Raw genomic sequence first — 15,310 nt, forward strand, 5'->3', positions numbered from 1 at the left:
TCGACCGGATCGACCACTACTCGACCTACCTGGTCATCGCGGTGGTCGTGGTCATGGTCCTGGTGCAGGCGCGCCTCGACCCCGGGCGGTGGCGGATCCTCGAGCGGGGCGTCGACCACCTAGGCTGGACCCGTGATCGAGCTTCGTACCCCCGCCCAGATCGAGCAGATGCAGCCCGCCGGGCGCTTCGTCGCGTCGGTGATCAGCGCCCTCGCCGACAAGGCCGCCGTCGGGGTCAACCTGCTCGAGCTCGACGAGCTCGCCCACACGATGATCAAGGACGCCGGCGCGGAGTCCTGCTACATCGACTACCACCCGTCCTTCGGCGCGAGCCCGTTCGGCAAGGTGCTGTGCACCAGCGTCAACGACGCCGTGCTGCACGGCCTCCCCCACGACTACGTGCTGCAGGACGGCGACCTGCTGTCGGTCGACTTCGCCGCCTCCGTCGACGGCTGGGTCGCCGACTCCGCGCTCTCGGTCATCGTCGGCACGCCGGACCCGAAGGACCAGCAGCTCATCGACGTCACCCAGAAGGCGCTCGACGCCGGCATCGCGGCGGCACGCGCGGGCAACAAGCTCGGCGACATCTCCTTCGCGATCGGCAACGTCGCGCACGAGGCCGGCCTGAAGGTCAACCTGCAGTTCGGCGGTCACGGGGTGGGTCGCACGATGCACGGCGAGCCGCACGTGCCCAACGACGGTCGCCCCGGCCGTGGCCTGAAGCTCAAGCCCGGCCTGGTGATCGCCATCGAGCCGTGGTTCCTGCACTCCACCGACGAGATCGTGTTCGACCCGGACGGCTGGACCATCCGGTCGGCCGACGGCTCGCGCGGCGCCCACGTCGAGCACACCGTCGCGATCACGAGCGGCGACCCGCTCGTCCTCACCGCGCGGGACTGACGCGATGGCGGAGGTCGTGGCGGTCCACCGGCACGCCTCGCACGAGTTCAGCAAGACGTCGTACGACGAGATCCGGCTCCTCGAGGGCCTCGGGGTCGAGGGCGACGCGCACCTCGGGGTGACCGTCCAGCACCGCTCCCGGGTGGCCCGGGACCCGTCCCAGCCCAACCTGCGCCAGGTCCACCTGATCCACGGCGAGCTGCTCGACGACCTGGCGGACGACGGCTTCGACGTCGCTCCGGGGCAGCTCGGGGAGAACATCACCACCCGCGGCGTCGACCTGCTCGGCCTCCCGGTGGGCACCCGCCTCACCCTCGGCGACGCCGTCGTCACGGTGACCGGGCTGCGCAACCCGTGCGTGCAGATCGACGCCTTCTCCCCCGGCCTGCTCGAACGCCTCGTGCGGCGTGCTGCCGACGGCAGCGTCGAGCGCCTCGCCGGTGTGATGGGCATCGTCAGCCGTGGTGGTGTCGTCGCCCCGGGCACCGCCATCGGCGTTGACCTCCCGCCGGAGCCGCACTTCGCGCTGACACGGGTCTGATCGGGCGACGCCGACGGGCTGTAACACGCTGTCCGTCGCTGTAGTACGGCGAGATCTCGCCGTACTACACCGCAACTCGGCCCACCCACAGCGGCAAGCAGCGTGTTACAGCGTCGGATGGCGTGTTACAGCGCCGGATGGCGTGTTACAGCGCCTCAGGAGTAGCTGACCCGGAGCTCCTTGATGCCGTTGATCCAGCCGTGCCGCAGCCGCTTCGGCCCGGCCAGCCGGCTGATGTCCGGCGCGTGGTCGGCGAGCGCGTTGAAGATCATCCAGATCTCCTGGCGCGCGAGGTTGGCACCCAGGCAGTAGTGCGCACCGTGGCCACCGAACCCGACGTGCGGGTTGTCCTCGCGACGGATGTCGAAGGTGAACGGATCGTCGAAGACCGACTCATCGAAGTTCGCCGATGCGTAGAACATCGCGACCCGCTGACCCTTGGCGACGGGCACGCCGCCGACCTCGACGTCGTCCATCGCCGTGCGCTGGAAGACCGTGACGGGTGTGGCCCAGCGGACGACCTCGTCCACCATCGTGTCCGGCCGCTCGCGCTTCCAGATCTCCCACTGCTCGGGGTTGTCGAGGAAGGCGTCCATGCCGTGCGTGATCGCGTTGCGGGTCGTCTCGTTGCCCGCCACCGCCAGCAGGATCACGAAGTAGCCGAACTCGTCGTCGGTCAGACCTCGGCCGTCGTTGTCGGCGTCGAGCAGCCTGGTGACGATGTCGTCACGCGGAGCCGCCTTGCGCTCGGCCGCCATCGCCATGGCGTACATGAGGACCTCGGCGGCCGCGTCCTGGTTGTCACCGGCGAAGTCCGGGTCCTCGTTGGCCAGCATCGAGTTGGACCAGTGGAAGAGCTTCTTCCGGTCCTCCTGGGGTACGCCGATGAGGTCGGCGATCGCCTGCAGCGGCAGCTCGGCGGCGACGTCCTCCACGAAGTTGCCGGAGCCGGACGCCACCGCTTCCTGGACGATCCGGACGGCTCGCTCGCGCATCGTCGTCCTCATCTGCTCGATCCCGCGCGGGGTGAAGCCCCGCGACACGATCCGACGCATCGTCTCGTGCTGGGGCGGGTCCTGGTTGAGGATCATCACCCGCTGCAGCTCGAGCATCTCGCGCGTCATGCCCTCGGGGAAACGGATGATCGCGCCGTTCTCCTCGGAGGAGAACACCTTGCTGTTGCGCGACACCGCGGCGACGTCGGCATGCCGGGTCACCGCCCAGTAGCCGTTGCCCGACTCGGGCGCGAAGCCGTCGTACGACCCGGGCTTCTGCTCGATCCAGCTCACCGGAGCGCTCTGCCGCAGCGCACGGAAGTGCTCGTGCGGAACGGCCTCCCAATTCACGTCGGGATCGGTGAAGTCGAAGCCCGGGGGCAGTACGACGGCCATCGCGGCTACCTCACTTGTAGTTGACGTGCATCTCCTTGATGGCGTTGAGCCACCCGCTGCGCAGCCGGCGCGGCTCGCCCGCGAGGCTGATGTCGGGCGCCAGGTCGGCGATCGCGTTGAAGATCAGGTTGATCTGCAGCCGCGCCAGGTTGGCACCGAGGCAGTAGTGCGCGCCGTGGCCGCCGAAGGCGACGTGGGGGTTGTTCTCGCGCAGGATGTCGAAGGTGAACGGGTCCTCGAAGACGGTGTCGTCGAAGTTGGCGGAGGCGTAGAACAGGCCCACGCGGTCGCCCTTCTTGATCTCCTGGCCCGCCAGGACCGTGTCCTGCTTGGCGGTGCGCTGGAAGACGGTCACCGGGGTCGCCCAGCGGACGATCTCGTCGATCGCGGTCTCTGGGCGCTGCTGCTTCCAGAGCTCCCACTGGTCGGCGTTCTCCAGGAAGGCGAGCATGCCGTGCGTCGTCGCGTTGCGCGTCGTCTCGTTGCCCGCGACGGTCAGCAGGATGACGAAGAAGCCGAACTCGTCGTTGGTGAGCGCGCCGTGGTCGTCGTCCTGACCGACGCTGATCAGCTTGGTGACGATGTCGTCCTGCGGGTTCGCGCGCCGCTCGTTCGCGAGCTGGTCGAAGTAGCCGAGGATCTCCATCGAGGCGATCGCCGGGTCGGCGCCGATCTCCGGGTCGTCGTACCCCATCATCTGGTTGGACCACTCGAAGAGCTTCTTCCGGTCCTCCTGCGGTACGCCGAGGAAGTCCGCGATCGCCTGCAGCGGCAGCTCGGCCGCGATCTGCTCGACGAAGTCGCCGCTGCCGGTATCGACGGCACGCTGGACGATCTCGTGGGCACGGTCCTGGAGGACCTCCTTGAGGGCCGCGATCACGCGCGGGGTGAAGCCGCGGGACACGATGCCGCGCATCTTGGTGTGGCTCGGCGGGTCGCGGTGGATCAACATCGCGCGCTGCACCTCGACCTGGTCACGGGTCATGTCCGGCGCGAACCGGATGATGACGCCGTTCTCCTCGGTGGACCAGTTCTCGTTGTCCTTCGAGACGTGACGCACTTCCTCGTGCCGGGTGCAGGCCCAGTAGCCGGTGTCCAGGAAGCCGGCACGGGCCTCGGGGACCTGCTCCACCCAGTGGATCGGCGCGTGGGCACGCATCGCCTTGAACTCCTCGTGCGGGAGGGCGACAGCGTTGATGTCGGGATCGGTCGGGTCCCATCCCGCGGGGAGGTCGAGTCCGGTCACGGGCGTCGCTGCTTGGGTCACTGCGTCGGTCGCTTTCGCTCGGGCAGACGGCCCTGATCGACATCGTCTGCAACACGTTCTACTCGCACGCTACAGCGTCTCGGAGAAATACGAAAGACTTTCATAACTGCGTCCCGGATCAAATGAGAACACGTTCTAGTTCGGTGCTAGATTGGTGCGCATGGGCAACCCCGTCATCGTCGAAGCAGTCCGTACTCCCCTCGGCAAGCGCAACGGCTGGCTCGCCGACGTGCACCCCGCGAACCTGCTCGGCTTCGTGCAGTCGGAGGTGTTGCGCCGCGCCGGCGTCGACTCCGACCTCGTCGAGCAGGTCATCGGCGGCATCGTCTCCCAGGCCGGCGAGCAGTCCAACGACACCGTGCGGCGCGCGTGGCTGCACGCAGGTCTCGCCCAGCACACGGGCGGTACGACGCTCGACGCGCAGTGCGGCTCGGGTCAGCAGGCCGCGCACCTGGTGAACGACCTCGTCCGGGCCGGGTCGATCGAGACCGGCATCGCCTGCGGTGTGGAGTCGATGTCGCGGATCCCGCTCGGCGCCAACGTGCCGGCCGGCATGGGCGACCCGCGCCCCGAGAACTGGACGATCGACATGCCGAACCAGTTCGAGGGCGCCGACCGGATCGCGAAGCACCACGGCATCACCCGCGCCGACCTGGACGCGTTCGGCGTCGCCTCGCAGGCGAAGGCCCGCGTCGCGGTCGACGAGGGACGGTTCAAGCGCGAGATCGCGGCGTACCGCGACGTCGACACCGACCAGGGCCTGCGCGACACCACCATCGAGTCGCTCGCCGGCCTCAAGCCCGTCCTCGAGGGCGGCCTGCACACGGCCGGCACGTCCTCGCAGATCTCCGACGGCGCCGCCGCGGTGCTGATCATGGACGAGGACAAGGCCCGCGGCCTGGGCCTGCGGCCCCGCGCCCGGATCGCGTTCCACGCACTCGTCGGGTCGGACCCGTACTTCCACCTGGACGGCCCCATCGCCGCCACCCAGCGCGTGCTGGACCGGACCGGCATGGCGATCAGCGACGTCGACATCTTCGAGGTCAACGAGGCCTTCGCCTCGGTCGTGCTCGCGTGGGCCGGCGCGCACGGCGTCGACATGGACAAGGTCAACGTGAACGGTGGCGCGATCGCGCTCGGTCACCCCGTGGGGGCCACCGGCGTACGCCTCATCACGACGGCGCTGCACGAGCTCGAGCGGCGCGACGAGGGCACCGCGCTCATCTCGATGTGCGCGGGCGGCGCGATGGCGACCGCCACGGTGATCGAGCGGATCTGAAGCTCCTACCTGCGACACGGGGTCCGGACCTGCAAGACTCGGGACATGGGCTCCCGTCACCACGTCGTCGTCATCGGCTCCGGCTTCGGCGGACTGTTCGCCACGAAGGCGCTCAAGGGCGCTGACGTCGACGTCACGCTGATCTCGAAGACCACTCACCACCTGTTCCAGCCGCTGCTCTACCAGGTCGCCACCGGCATCCTGGCGCAGGGCGAGATCGCGCCGCCGACGCGGGAGGTGCTCGCGCACCAGAAGAACGCGCGGGTGGTGCTCGGCGAGGTCAACGCCATCGACCTCCGGGCGCGGACGATCACCTCCGACATCCAGGGACGCGTGCACCAGCTGTCCTACGACTCGCTGATCATCGCCGCCGGCGCAGGGCAGTCGTACTTCGGCAACGACCAGTTCGCCGACTTCGCGCCCGGCATGAAGACCATCGACGACGCCCTCGAGCTGCGCGGCCGGATCTTCGGAGCCTTCGAGCTCGCCGAGCTCGCCCAGGCCAAGGAGGAGCTGGATCGCTACCTCACCTTCGTCGTCGTCGGCGCCGGACCGACCGGTGTCGAGATGGCGGGCCAGATCGCCGAGCTCGCGCACAACACCCTGCGCGACGACTTCCGCAGCTTCGACCCGCGCAAGGCGCGCGTGGTCATGGTCGACGCCGCCCCGCAGGTGCTCCCGCCGTTCGGGGCGAAGCTGGGCCAGGTCGCGCAGAAGAACCTGGAGAAGCGCGGCGTCGAGGTCATGCTCGGCGGCATCGTGACGAACGTCGACGAGCGCGGCATCGAGCTGCAGTACAAGGACGGCTCCTCGGTCCGGATCGAGGCGGCGACCAAGGTGTGGGCCGCCGGCGTCCAGGCGTCGTCGCTCACCACGACGCTCTCCGACCAGACCGGCGCTCCCCTGGACCGGGCCGGCCGGATCCAGGTCAACCCCGACCTGACCCTCCCGGGCCACCCCGAGGTGTTCGTCGTCGGCGACATGATGGCCCTCGACAACCTCCCGGGTGTCGCCCAGGTCGCCATCCAGGGCGGCAAGTACGCGGCCAAGACGATCTCGCGACGGGTCGAGGAGAAGGCGCCCCCGGAGGCGTTCTCGTACTTCGACAAGGGCTCGATGGCCACCATCTCCCGGTTCAACGCCGTCGCGCTCGTCGGCAAGCTGCACTTCACCGGCCTGATCGCGTGGTTCATGTGGCTGGCCGTGCACCTGCTCTACCTGACCGGCTTCAAGAACCGGTTCACCGCGCTGCTGCACTGGCTGGTCACCTTCATCACCAACGACCGCTCCGAGCGCACCGCCACGGTCCAGCAGATCTACGCCCGTCGTGCCATCGCCCGGCTCGAGGGAGGCACGGCCGCCGTCGCTGCCTCCGCCACCGAGTGGAACGAGATCCGCGCCCGTCTCGAGCAGCAGGCCGCCGAGGAGGCCAGCCTCACCGACAACCGTCGGCGGGGCGCCAACCTCGAGGTCTGACCGGTCCCGCAGCCTCCCCGTTACCGCAATGCAACACGACGTGTGCACGCTTGCCCCATGTCGATCAGGGTCGCGCTCGAGCACCGCACGACGTACACCTTCGCTGAGCCGGTGGCGGTGGGGCCGCACGTGGTCCGGCTGCGGCCGGCGCCGCACTGCCGCACGCCCATCGACGCGTACTCGCTCGAGGTCACCCCGGCGAAGCACTTCCTGAACTGGCAGCAGGACCCGTTCGGCAACTGGATGGCCCGGCTGGTCTTCCCGGACAAGGTCGACAAGCTCGAGATCACCGTGGGGCTGGTCGCCGACATGGTCGTGATCAACCCCTTCGACTTCTTCATCGAGGAGTACGCCGAGCGCTTCCCGTTCGCCTACGAGACCGAGCTGGCGGCGGACCTGGCGCCGTACCTGCGCCCGGTGGAGGACAGCGAGGCGGCGGCCCGCTGGCGCGCGCAGCTCCCCGAGCTGCCCGAGGACGGCGTACCGACGGTCACCTTCCTCGCCGACCTGAACGCGGCCGTCCACCGCGCGGTGGCCTACAGCGTCCGGATGGAGGTCGGCGTGCAGACACCGGACCAGACGCTCGAGCTGGCGGTGGGCTCCTGCCGCGACTCGGCCTGGCTCCTGGTCAGCCTGCTGCGCCAGTACGGGCTCGCCGCCCGGTTCGTGTCGGGCTACCTGGTCCAGCTCACGGCCGACCAGGAGGCGCTCGACGGCCCCTCCGGCCCCGCGGCCGACTTCACCGACCTGCACGCGTGGACCGAGGTGTACGTCCCCGGGGCGGGCTGGGTCGGCATGGACCCGACCAGCGCGCTCTTCGCGGGCGAGGGCCACATCCCGCTGAGCGCCACTCCGCACCCCAGCAGCGCCGCGCCGATCGAGGGCGCGACCGACCCGGTCGAGGTCACCTTCGACTTCGTCAACGTGGTCACCCGGGCCCACGAGGACCCGCGAGTCACCAAGCCGTACGACGACGCGCAGTGGAGGCGGATCGACGCGCTCGGCGAGGCCGTCGACCGGCGCCTGGTCGAGGGCGACGTCCGGCTCACCATGGGCGGCGAGCCGACCTTCGTGGCGCTCGACGACGCGACCAGCCCCGAGTGGACCACCGACGCCGACGGGCCGCACAAGCGCAGGCTCGCGGGCGAGCTCGCCGAACGGCTCCGGGCCGTGTACGCCGACGGTGGCGCGGTCCACCGCGGCCAGGGGAAGTGGTACCCCGGAGAGCCGCTCCCCCGCTGGAACATCGCGCTGCAGTGGCGCACCGACGGCGTACCGCTCTGGACCGACCCTGGCCTGTTCGCCGACCCGTGGGACGAGGGCGAGCGCGACCCGCGGGCGGGCGAGACCTCCGCGGCCCTGGCCGAGCAGATCACCGCGGTCCTCGGCCTGCCGGCCGAGCAGCTGCTCCCGGCGTACGAGGACCCGCTGGCGGCCGTGGCCGCGGAGCTGCGCCAGCCCTTCGGCCCGCGGCCGGAGGAGGAGCCGACCTCGGCCGAGGAGGTCCTCCGCGAGACGGCCGAGCTGGACGCGGCGACGACCGAGCCGACCGGCTGGGTCCTCCCCGTCACGACGAGCGGCGACTGGACCAGCCCCGCCTGGCGCTTCCGCCGGGGCCGCCTCGTGCTCACGCCCGGCACCAGTGCCGTGGGCCTGCGGCTCCCCCTCGACAGCATCGCCTGGGAGGATCCCGAGCACCCCGGTGAGCCGTCGTACCTCGAGGCGGGGCCGCCACTCGTCGCGTCGGTCCCGACGGTCTCCGTCACCTCACCGGTGGGTGCGGCCACCACCGCGCTGGCCATCGAGGCGCGCGACGGCGTCGTCCACGTCTTCCTCCCGCCGACCGACACCCTCGAGGCGTACGCCGCCCTGCTCACCACGATCGAGACCGCGGCGACCCACCTCACCGAGAGCGGTACGCCGGTGCGCCTGGTGCTCGAGGGCTACGGCCCGCCGCCGGACCCGCGCCTGACCCAGCTCGTCGTGACGCCGGACCCGGGCGTGATCGAGGTGAACGTCCAGCCCACCGCGTCGTGGGGCGACCAGCGCGACCTCACCCTGCGCCTCTACGAGGCCGCCCGGCTGACCCGGCTCACCACCGAGAAGTTCGACCTGGACGGCCTCCACACCGGCACCGGCGGCGGCAACCACCTCACGCTCGGCGGCACCCAGCCGGTGGACTCGCCGCTGCTGCGACGACCGGACCTGCTGGCCAGCCTCGTGGCCTACTGGCAGCGGCACCCGTCGCTGTCCTACCTGTTCTCCGGCCGCTTCATCGGACCGACCAGCCAGGCGCCGCGCTTCGACGAGGGCCGCCCCGAGGCGGTCTACGAGATGGAGATCGCGCTTGCCGAGCTGCGGCACCTGACCGACGAGGCCGACGGCCACCCGGCACCGTGGCTGGTCGACCGCGCGCTGCGCCACCTGCTCACCGACCTGACCGGCAACACCCACCGCGCGGAGTTCTGCATCGACAAGCTCTACAGCCCCGACGGCTCCCGCGGACGCCTCGGCCTGCTGGAGCTGCGCGGCTTCGAGATGCCCCCGCACCCGCAGATGGCCCTGGTCCAGGCGCTGCTGGTCCGCAGCCTCGTCGCGATGTTCTGGGAGAGCCCGAACTCCCGCCCGCTGGTCCGCTGGGGCACCTCCCTGCACGACGACTTCCTGCTGCCCGCGGGCTGCACGGCCGACATCGAGGAGGTCGTCGCGGACCTCCGCCAGCACGGCATCGCCTTCGAGCCGGAGTGGCTCGCGCCGTTCACGGAGTTCCGCTTCCCACGGATCGGCGCCACGACGATCCGGACCCCGCAGGGCGAGGTCGCGCTGGAGCTGCGCCAGGCCATCGAGCCCTGGAACGTGCTCGGCGAGGAGGCGACCTCCGGCGGCACCGCGCGGTACGTCGACTCCAGCCTCGAGCGGATCCAGGTCTCCGTCCGTGGCCTGGACCCCGCGCGCCAGCTGCTGACGTGTCAGGGTGTCCCCGTGCCCCTGACCCCGACGCGTGCCACGGCCGACGCACCCGGCTCGTACGCCGGGGTGCGCTACCGCGCCTGGCAGCCCTGGTCGGCCCTGCACCCGAGCATCCCCGTGCACGCGCCGCTGCACTTCGACGTGGTCGACCGCGAGAGCGGCGTGAGCCTGGGCGGGGCGACGTACCACGTCATGCACCAGGGCGGTCGCGGCTACGAGGTCCCGCCGGTCAACGCCCAGGAGGCGGAGGCGCGGCGCGCGAGCCGGTTCGAGCCGTTCGGGCACACCGCGGGCCGACTCGACGTGGCGGCGATCGAGGAGCGCGGCCGCCACGCCCGCGACCCGGACCACCCGTCCACCCTCGACCTGCGCCGTGCACCCCGGGCCGGCCGGGTCGAGCGAGCGCGGCAGGAGGCCCGTTGACCGTGCTCCGCGACTACGCGGCGTCCGTCGGGCAACCGACGCTGGGAGGCACGCCCCGGTACGACGAGGTCGTCGACACCGAGGGCGGCCTGCGTCCGGCGTGGCGCTCGCTCGCCCACGCGGCGGTGGAGCTGACGCCCGACGACCTCCGTCGCGTGCACGGCGAGATCGAGTCCTTCCTCGCCGACGACGCGGTAACCTACAACCGGCCCGGCCGCGGGCCGGAGCCGTGGCGCCTCGACCCGGTCCCGCTGGTCCTGGACGCCGCGACCTGGGCACCCCTCGAGGTCGGGCTGGCTCAGCGGGCGGAGCTCCTCAACGCGCTGCTCGCCGACATCTACGGACCGCAGGAGGTGCTGCGCCGGGGCCTCATCCCGGCGCCGGTGATCCTCGCGCACGCCGGGTTCACGAGGGTCGTGGCCCGGCCGAGCGCCATCGACCCGCGCCGGCTCGTCCTGGCGGGCACCGACCTCGGCCGTGACGCGTCCGGCGAGTGGCGCGTCCTCGCCGACCGGATCCAGGCACCGTCGGGCCTCGGCTACGCCATGGAGAACCGCCGGGTGCTGTCGCGGGTCCTGCCCGAGCTCTACCAGGAGGCGGAGGTGCACCGGCTGACGCCGTACCTCGCCGCCCTGCGGAGCGCGCTGCTCCAGTCGGCACAGGGCGACATGGCCGACCCGCGCGTGGTCGTCCTCAGCCCGGGCACCCACTCGGAGACGGCGTACGACCAGGCGTTCCTCGCCTCCAGCCTCGGCTTCCCGCTGCTCCAGGGCAGCGACCTGGTCGTCCGGGACGGCTGGGTCTGGATGAAGCCACCGGGCTGGCCGCAGAGCGGCCGGCTGCTGCGGGTCGACGTCATCCTGCGGCGCGTCGACGCGCCGTGGTGCGACCCCCTGGAGCTCCGTGCCGACAGCCAGCTCGGTGTCGCCGGTCTCGTCGAGGCGGTACGTCGGGGCCGCGTGCGGCTCGTCAACGGGCTCGGCGCCGGCGTGATGGAGAACCCCGGCCTGCTCCCCTACCTGCCGGCGGCGTGCGAGGCGCTGCTCGGCGAGGAGCTGCGCCTGCGCAGCCCGGACACCTGGTGGTGCGGCGACCCCGACGGGCTGGCGCACGTGCTCGCGAACCTCGGCACCATCTCCGTCCGCTCGCTCGACGGCAGCGTCGCCGGGCTGGCTCGGCTGAGCCCGGAGAAGCTGCGCGCGCGGATCCTGCAGGCGCCGCACCGCTTCGTCGGCCAGCAGCGGCTGCCGCTCTCCCAGGCACCGGTCTGGCAGGCGGCACCGGACGACCCGCGGTCGGCGAGCTCGCGCCCGATCACGCTGCGCACCATCACGCTGCGGTACGGCTCGGCGTACCGGCCCCTGATGGGTGGCATGGCCGACGTCCTGGACGACGACCACCGCACCATCTCGACCAAGGACGTCTGGGTGCTCAAGGCCGACCCGGCCGACACCGACCAGGGCCTCTCCGACGTGCTCCCGATGACGGCCACCCGCGCCTCGACCGTCCTGGTGCCGCGTGCCCTGGAGGACATGTTCTGGTTCGGCCGGTACGCCGAGCGTGCCGAGGACCTGATCCGGCTGGTGCTCGCGGCGCACACCAGCACCGAGCTGCTCAACACCCGGCCGACCTCGGCGGGTGCCTCCGGGGTGCGCATCCTCATGGACGCGCTCGGGGTCCTCGCCGGACGGCGCTACCCCGACCTGGACGACGAGTTCCGCTCGCTGCTGCTCGACACGGACCGACCCGGGTCCGCGGCGCAGTCCCTGCTGGCCCTGCGGGACGCCCTGGAGGGCGTGCGCGACCAGGTCTCCGGTGACACCTGGCGGGTGTTCGGCACCGCCGAGCGGGCCCAGGCGGCGCTGCGCGAGTCGCGGGCGACCCACCAGGTCGCCGACTCCGCCGGTCGCATGCTCACCGGGATCCTCTCGTTGCAGGGGGTGTCCGCCAGCATGATCCGCGACCCCGGCTGGCACCTGCTCGAGGCGGGGCGGGCGATCGAGCGGGGTCTCCAGCTCTGCACGCTGCTCGGCACCACGACCGTGCGGCGCGGCATCGACGTCGACCGGGAGGTGCTCAACGGCGTGCTCGCGGCGGCGGAGAGCCAGGTCACCCACCGGCGCCGCTACCGCGGCTACGTCCGCTCCCGCGGCGTCCTGGAGCTGCTGCTCACCGATCCGGAGAACCCCCGGTCGCTGCGCTTCTGCGTGGCGAGCCTGCCCGACCACCTCGGGGCGCTGCCCGCGTCGACGGGGTCCACCCGGCCGGAGCGGATGGTCGAGGAGCTCGCCCGGACCCTCGCCGACGTCGACGTCGCCGCTCTCGTCGCCATCGGCGGCACCAGCCGCCCCTACCTGGAGCGCTTCCTCGCCGAGACGACGACGCAGCTGGACCAGATCGCCGCCTCGATCGCCGAGGTCCACTTCGCCAGCGGCCCGGCCCCGCAGCCGCTGACCGCGCTCGCCCTGACCGAGGTGCAGGCGGGGGCGGTGCGATGAGGTACCGCGTCACCCACCGCACCACCTACACCTACGACAAGCCCGTGACGGACAGCCTCGGGCTTGCCCACCTCGTGCCGCGGGCGCTGCCGTGGCAGGAGGTCGCCGACACCCGGGTCGACCTGCAGCCCCGCGCCTCCGACACGGCCCTCGACGAGGACTACTACGGCAACACGGTCTCCTACTTCCAGGTCGGCGAGCAGCACACCGAGCTGCAGATCACGGCCACCAGCAACGTCACGGTCACCACGCCGACGTACGACGCCGAGGCGCTGGCCCGACCCTGGGAGCAGGCGCGGGTGCTGGGCGTGACCACCCCGCCCGACGCGTGGCTCGCGACCGACTTCGCGCTGCCGTCCTCCCAGGCCGAGCACGTCGCCGAGGCCCGGGAGTACGCCGCGTCGTCCCTGGTGGCGGGCCGCCCGATCGGCGAGGCCGTCACCGACCTGGTCGCGCGCATCCACGCGGACTTCGCCTACGACAAGACCGCGACGACGGTGACCAGCACGGTCGCCCAGGTCCTCGAGGCACGCGCCGGCGTGTGCCAGGACTTCGCGCACCTGGCCCTCGCCTGCCTGCGCTCGCACGGGCTCGCCGCGCGCTACGTGAGCGGCTACCTGGCCACCGTCCCACCGCCGGGTCAGGAGCGCCTCGTCGGCGCCGACGCCTCGCACGCCTGGGTCGCCGTACGCCTCCCCGGTCGGGACGAGTGGCTGGCGGTGGACCCGACCAACGACCAGTGGGCCGACGACCGCTACGTCACCGTCGCGTGGGGACGTGACTACGCCGACGTACCGCCGGTGAAGGGCGTGATCTTCACCGACGCCCGCAAGTCGACGCTGCAGGTGTCCGTCGACGTCGCGCCCGTGGGTTAGACCGGGCTTCGCGGCGCATGGCACGCTCGTGACCGTGAAGGCCTTCTCGTGCCGCGCCTGCGGCAACCGGCTGTTCTTCGAGAACTCGGTGTGCGTCTCGTGCGGGACCGCGCTGGGCTACTCGCGCGGCGAGGGCGCGATCGTCCCCGTCGACGCCCAGGGACGCTATGTCGACGCCGGCGGGCTGGTGTGGTGGGTCTGCCGCAACCTCAACCTGTCCGGGTGCACCTGGTTGTCGACCGTCGAGGGCGGGCAGTGCTTCAGCTGCGACCTCACCCGGACCCGGCCCAGCGACGACGACCCGGTCGGGCTGGCGAACTACCCCGAGGCCGAGCAGGCCAAGCGCCACCTGGTCGTCGAGCTGGACACCCTCGGGCTGCCGATCCGCACGAAGGAGGAGGACCCGACCGACGGGCTCGCCTTCGACCTGCTCTCCAGCGTCTCCGCCGACGTCACCATCGGCCACGACGGCGGCGTCATCACCATCGACCTCGCCGAGAGCGACGACGCGTACCGGGAGAAGATCCGCGCCCGCCTGGCCGAGCCGTACCGCACGATGCTCGGCCACTTCCGGCACGAGATCGGGCACTACTACGAGTGGCAGCTGGTCCGGGGCGGGAACCTCATCGAGCGGTGTCGCGCCGTTTTCGGCGACGAGGAGGCGTCGTACGACGAGGCGCTCCAGCGCCACTACTCACAGGGCCCGCCGGCCGACTGGGAGACGTCGTACATCTCGACGTACGCGACGATGCACCCGTTCGAGGACTTCGCGGAGACCTGGGCGCACTACCTGCACATCACCGACACCCTCGAGTCCGCGGCGGCCCACGGGCTCACCCCGGTGGCGGCGCCCAGCGCCTTCACGCTGTTCCGCGACGTGGTCACCGGCGTCTGGGTGCCGTTGTCGCTCGCGCTCAACGTCATCAACCGCAGCATGGGGCGCGACGACCTCTACCCCTTCGTCATCGCGCCCCCGGTGCTGGACAAGCTCGACTTCGTGGCCGACCTCGTGCGCTCGGCCGCCGACGGCACCGGCCCTTCGTGCTGACGGTCGACCTCCTCGCGACGCTCGTCTTCGCGGTGTCCGGCGGGCTGACCGCGGTCCGGGCCCGGATGGACGTCGTCGGGGTGATGGTGCTGGCCGCGGTGACCGGCATCGGCGGCGGGCTGATCCGCGACGTCCTCATCGGGGCGACTCCCCCGGTCACCCTCACCGACTGGCGGTACGTCGTGGTCCCGATCGTGGCCGGTCTCGCCACCTTTCTCTTCCACCCGCAGCTCGGTCGGCTCGGCCGGCCGATCAACGTCTTCGACGCCTTCGGTCTCGGTCTGTTCAGCGTCGCCGGTGCCCTGAAGGCGGCCGACCACGGGGTGACGCCGATCGGTGCCATCGCGCTCGGCGTCGTCACCGGCGTGGGCGGCGGGGTGCTCCGCGACGTGCTGACCGGCCAGGTGCCGCTGGTCCTCCGCAAGAGCGAGCTCTACGCCATCCCGGCCGCGGTCGGTGCGGGGCTGGCCGTGCTCGGGCACCGCACCGACCAGCCGGACGCGCTGGTGGTCCCGGTCGCCGCCGCCGTCACGATCGGCTGGCGCCTCCTCGCCATCTGGCGCGGCTGGACCTCCCCGGACCCCGACGACACCACCCTCTGGCGCCGCCGCACCTGATCGCCGAGACCCGGGTTTGTCACCG

At 71.6% G+C, this 15,310-nt stretch carries 11 protein-coding genes; 9 read left to right on the forward strand and 2 right to left on the reverse strand.

Annotation, left to right across the window (positions count from 1 at the left end):
• Positions 1–132 precede the first annotated feature (132 nt).
• Positions 133–900, forward strand: coding sequence for a type I methionyl aminopeptidase (gene map, locus ACYVAQ_RS10995; RefSeq protein WP_460789286.1), 768 nt, complete (start codon positions 133–135; stop codon positions 898–900).
• 4 nt (positions 901–904) lie between these two features.
• Positions 905–1,441, forward strand: coding sequence for an MOSC domain-containing protein (locus tag ACYVAQ_RS11000; protein ID WP_460789288.1), 537 nt, complete (start codon positions 905–907; stop codon positions 1,439–1,441).
• A gap of 155 nt (positions 1,442–1,596) precedes the next feature.
• Here the strand turns inward: ACYVAQ_RS11000 and ACYVAQ_RS11005 are convergent, their stop codons facing one another.
• Positions 1,597–2,832 carry a cytochrome P450 gene (locus ACYVAQ_RS11005; RefSeq protein WP_460789292.1) on the reverse strand — a complete coding sequence of 412 codons (1,236 nt, stop codon included), beginning with the start codon at positions 2,830–2,832 and terminating at the stop codon, positions 1,597–1,599.
• Positions 2,833–2,842: 10 nt separating this feature from the next.
• The gene (locus tag ACYVAQ_RS11010; protein WP_460789294.1) at positions 2,843–4,078 is read right to left on the reverse strand and encodes a cytochrome P450; all 1,236 of its coding nucleotides are present in this window, start codon (positions 4,076–4,078) and stop codon (positions 2,843–2,845) included.
• Between the two features lie 181 nt (positions 4,079–4,259).
• Here ACYVAQ_RS11010 and ACYVAQ_RS11015 point away from each other — a divergent pair, with 181 nt between their 5' ends.
• The 7 genes from ACYVAQ_RS11015 to ACYVAQ_RS11045 are packed head-to-tail and all read left to right on the forward strand — an operon-like array spanning position 4,260 to position 15,285.
• Positions 4,260–5,378, forward strand: a complete 1,119-nt coding sequence (locus ACYVAQ_RS11015; protein WP_460789297.1) for a steroid 3-ketoacyl-CoA thiolase — start codon at positions 4,260–4,262, stop codon at positions 5,376–5,378.
• 45 nt (positions 5,379–5,423) lie between these two features.
• Complete coding sequence (locus tag ACYVAQ_RS11020; RefSeq protein ID WP_460789299.1) at positions 5,424–6,854, forward strand: NAD(P)/FAD-dependent oxidoreductase; 1,431 nt, start codon at positions 5,424–5,426, stop codon at positions 6,852–6,854.
• A 57-nt stretch (positions 6,855–6,911) separates the two neighbouring features.
• Positions 6,912–10,247, forward strand: a complete 3,336-nt coding sequence (locus tag ACYVAQ_RS11025; RefSeq protein WP_460789302.1) for a transglutaminase family protein — start codon at positions 6,912–6,914, stop codon at positions 10,245–10,247.
• Between the two features lie 2 nt (positions 10,248–10,249).
• Positions 10,250–12,745: a circularly permuted type 2 ATP-grasp protein gene (locus tag ACYVAQ_RS11030; RefSeq protein ID WP_460789741.1), complete on the forward strand. Its 2,496-nt coding sequence runs from the start codon at positions 10,250–10,252 to the stop codon at positions 12,743–12,745.
• Positions 12,742–13,620 (forward strand): transglutaminase family protein, encoded by an 879-nt coding sequence (locus ACYVAQ_RS11035; RefSeq protein WP_460789305.1) that lies wholly within the window; start codon positions 12,742–12,744, stop codon positions 13,618–13,620. Before ACYVAQ_RS11030 ends, ACYVAQ_RS11035 begins: the two co-directional genes overlap by 4 nt.
• Positions 13,621–13,654: 34 nt before the next feature.
• Positions 13,655–14,668, forward strand: coding sequence for a zinc-binding metallopeptidase family protein (locus ACYVAQ_RS11040; protein ID WP_460789308.1), 1,014 nt, complete (start codon positions 13,655–13,657; stop codon positions 14,666–14,668).
• On the forward strand, positions 14,662–15,285 hold the full coding sequence (locus tag ACYVAQ_RS11045; RefSeq protein ID WP_460789311.1) for a trimeric intracellular cation channel family protein: 624 nt from the start codon (positions 14,662–14,664) through the stop codon (positions 15,283–15,285). Before ACYVAQ_RS11040 ends, ACYVAQ_RS11045 begins: the two co-directional genes overlap by 7 nt.
• Positions 15,286–15,310: the final 25 nt, after the last annotated feature.

It is taken from the genome of Nocardioides maradonensis (assembly GCF_054777115.1).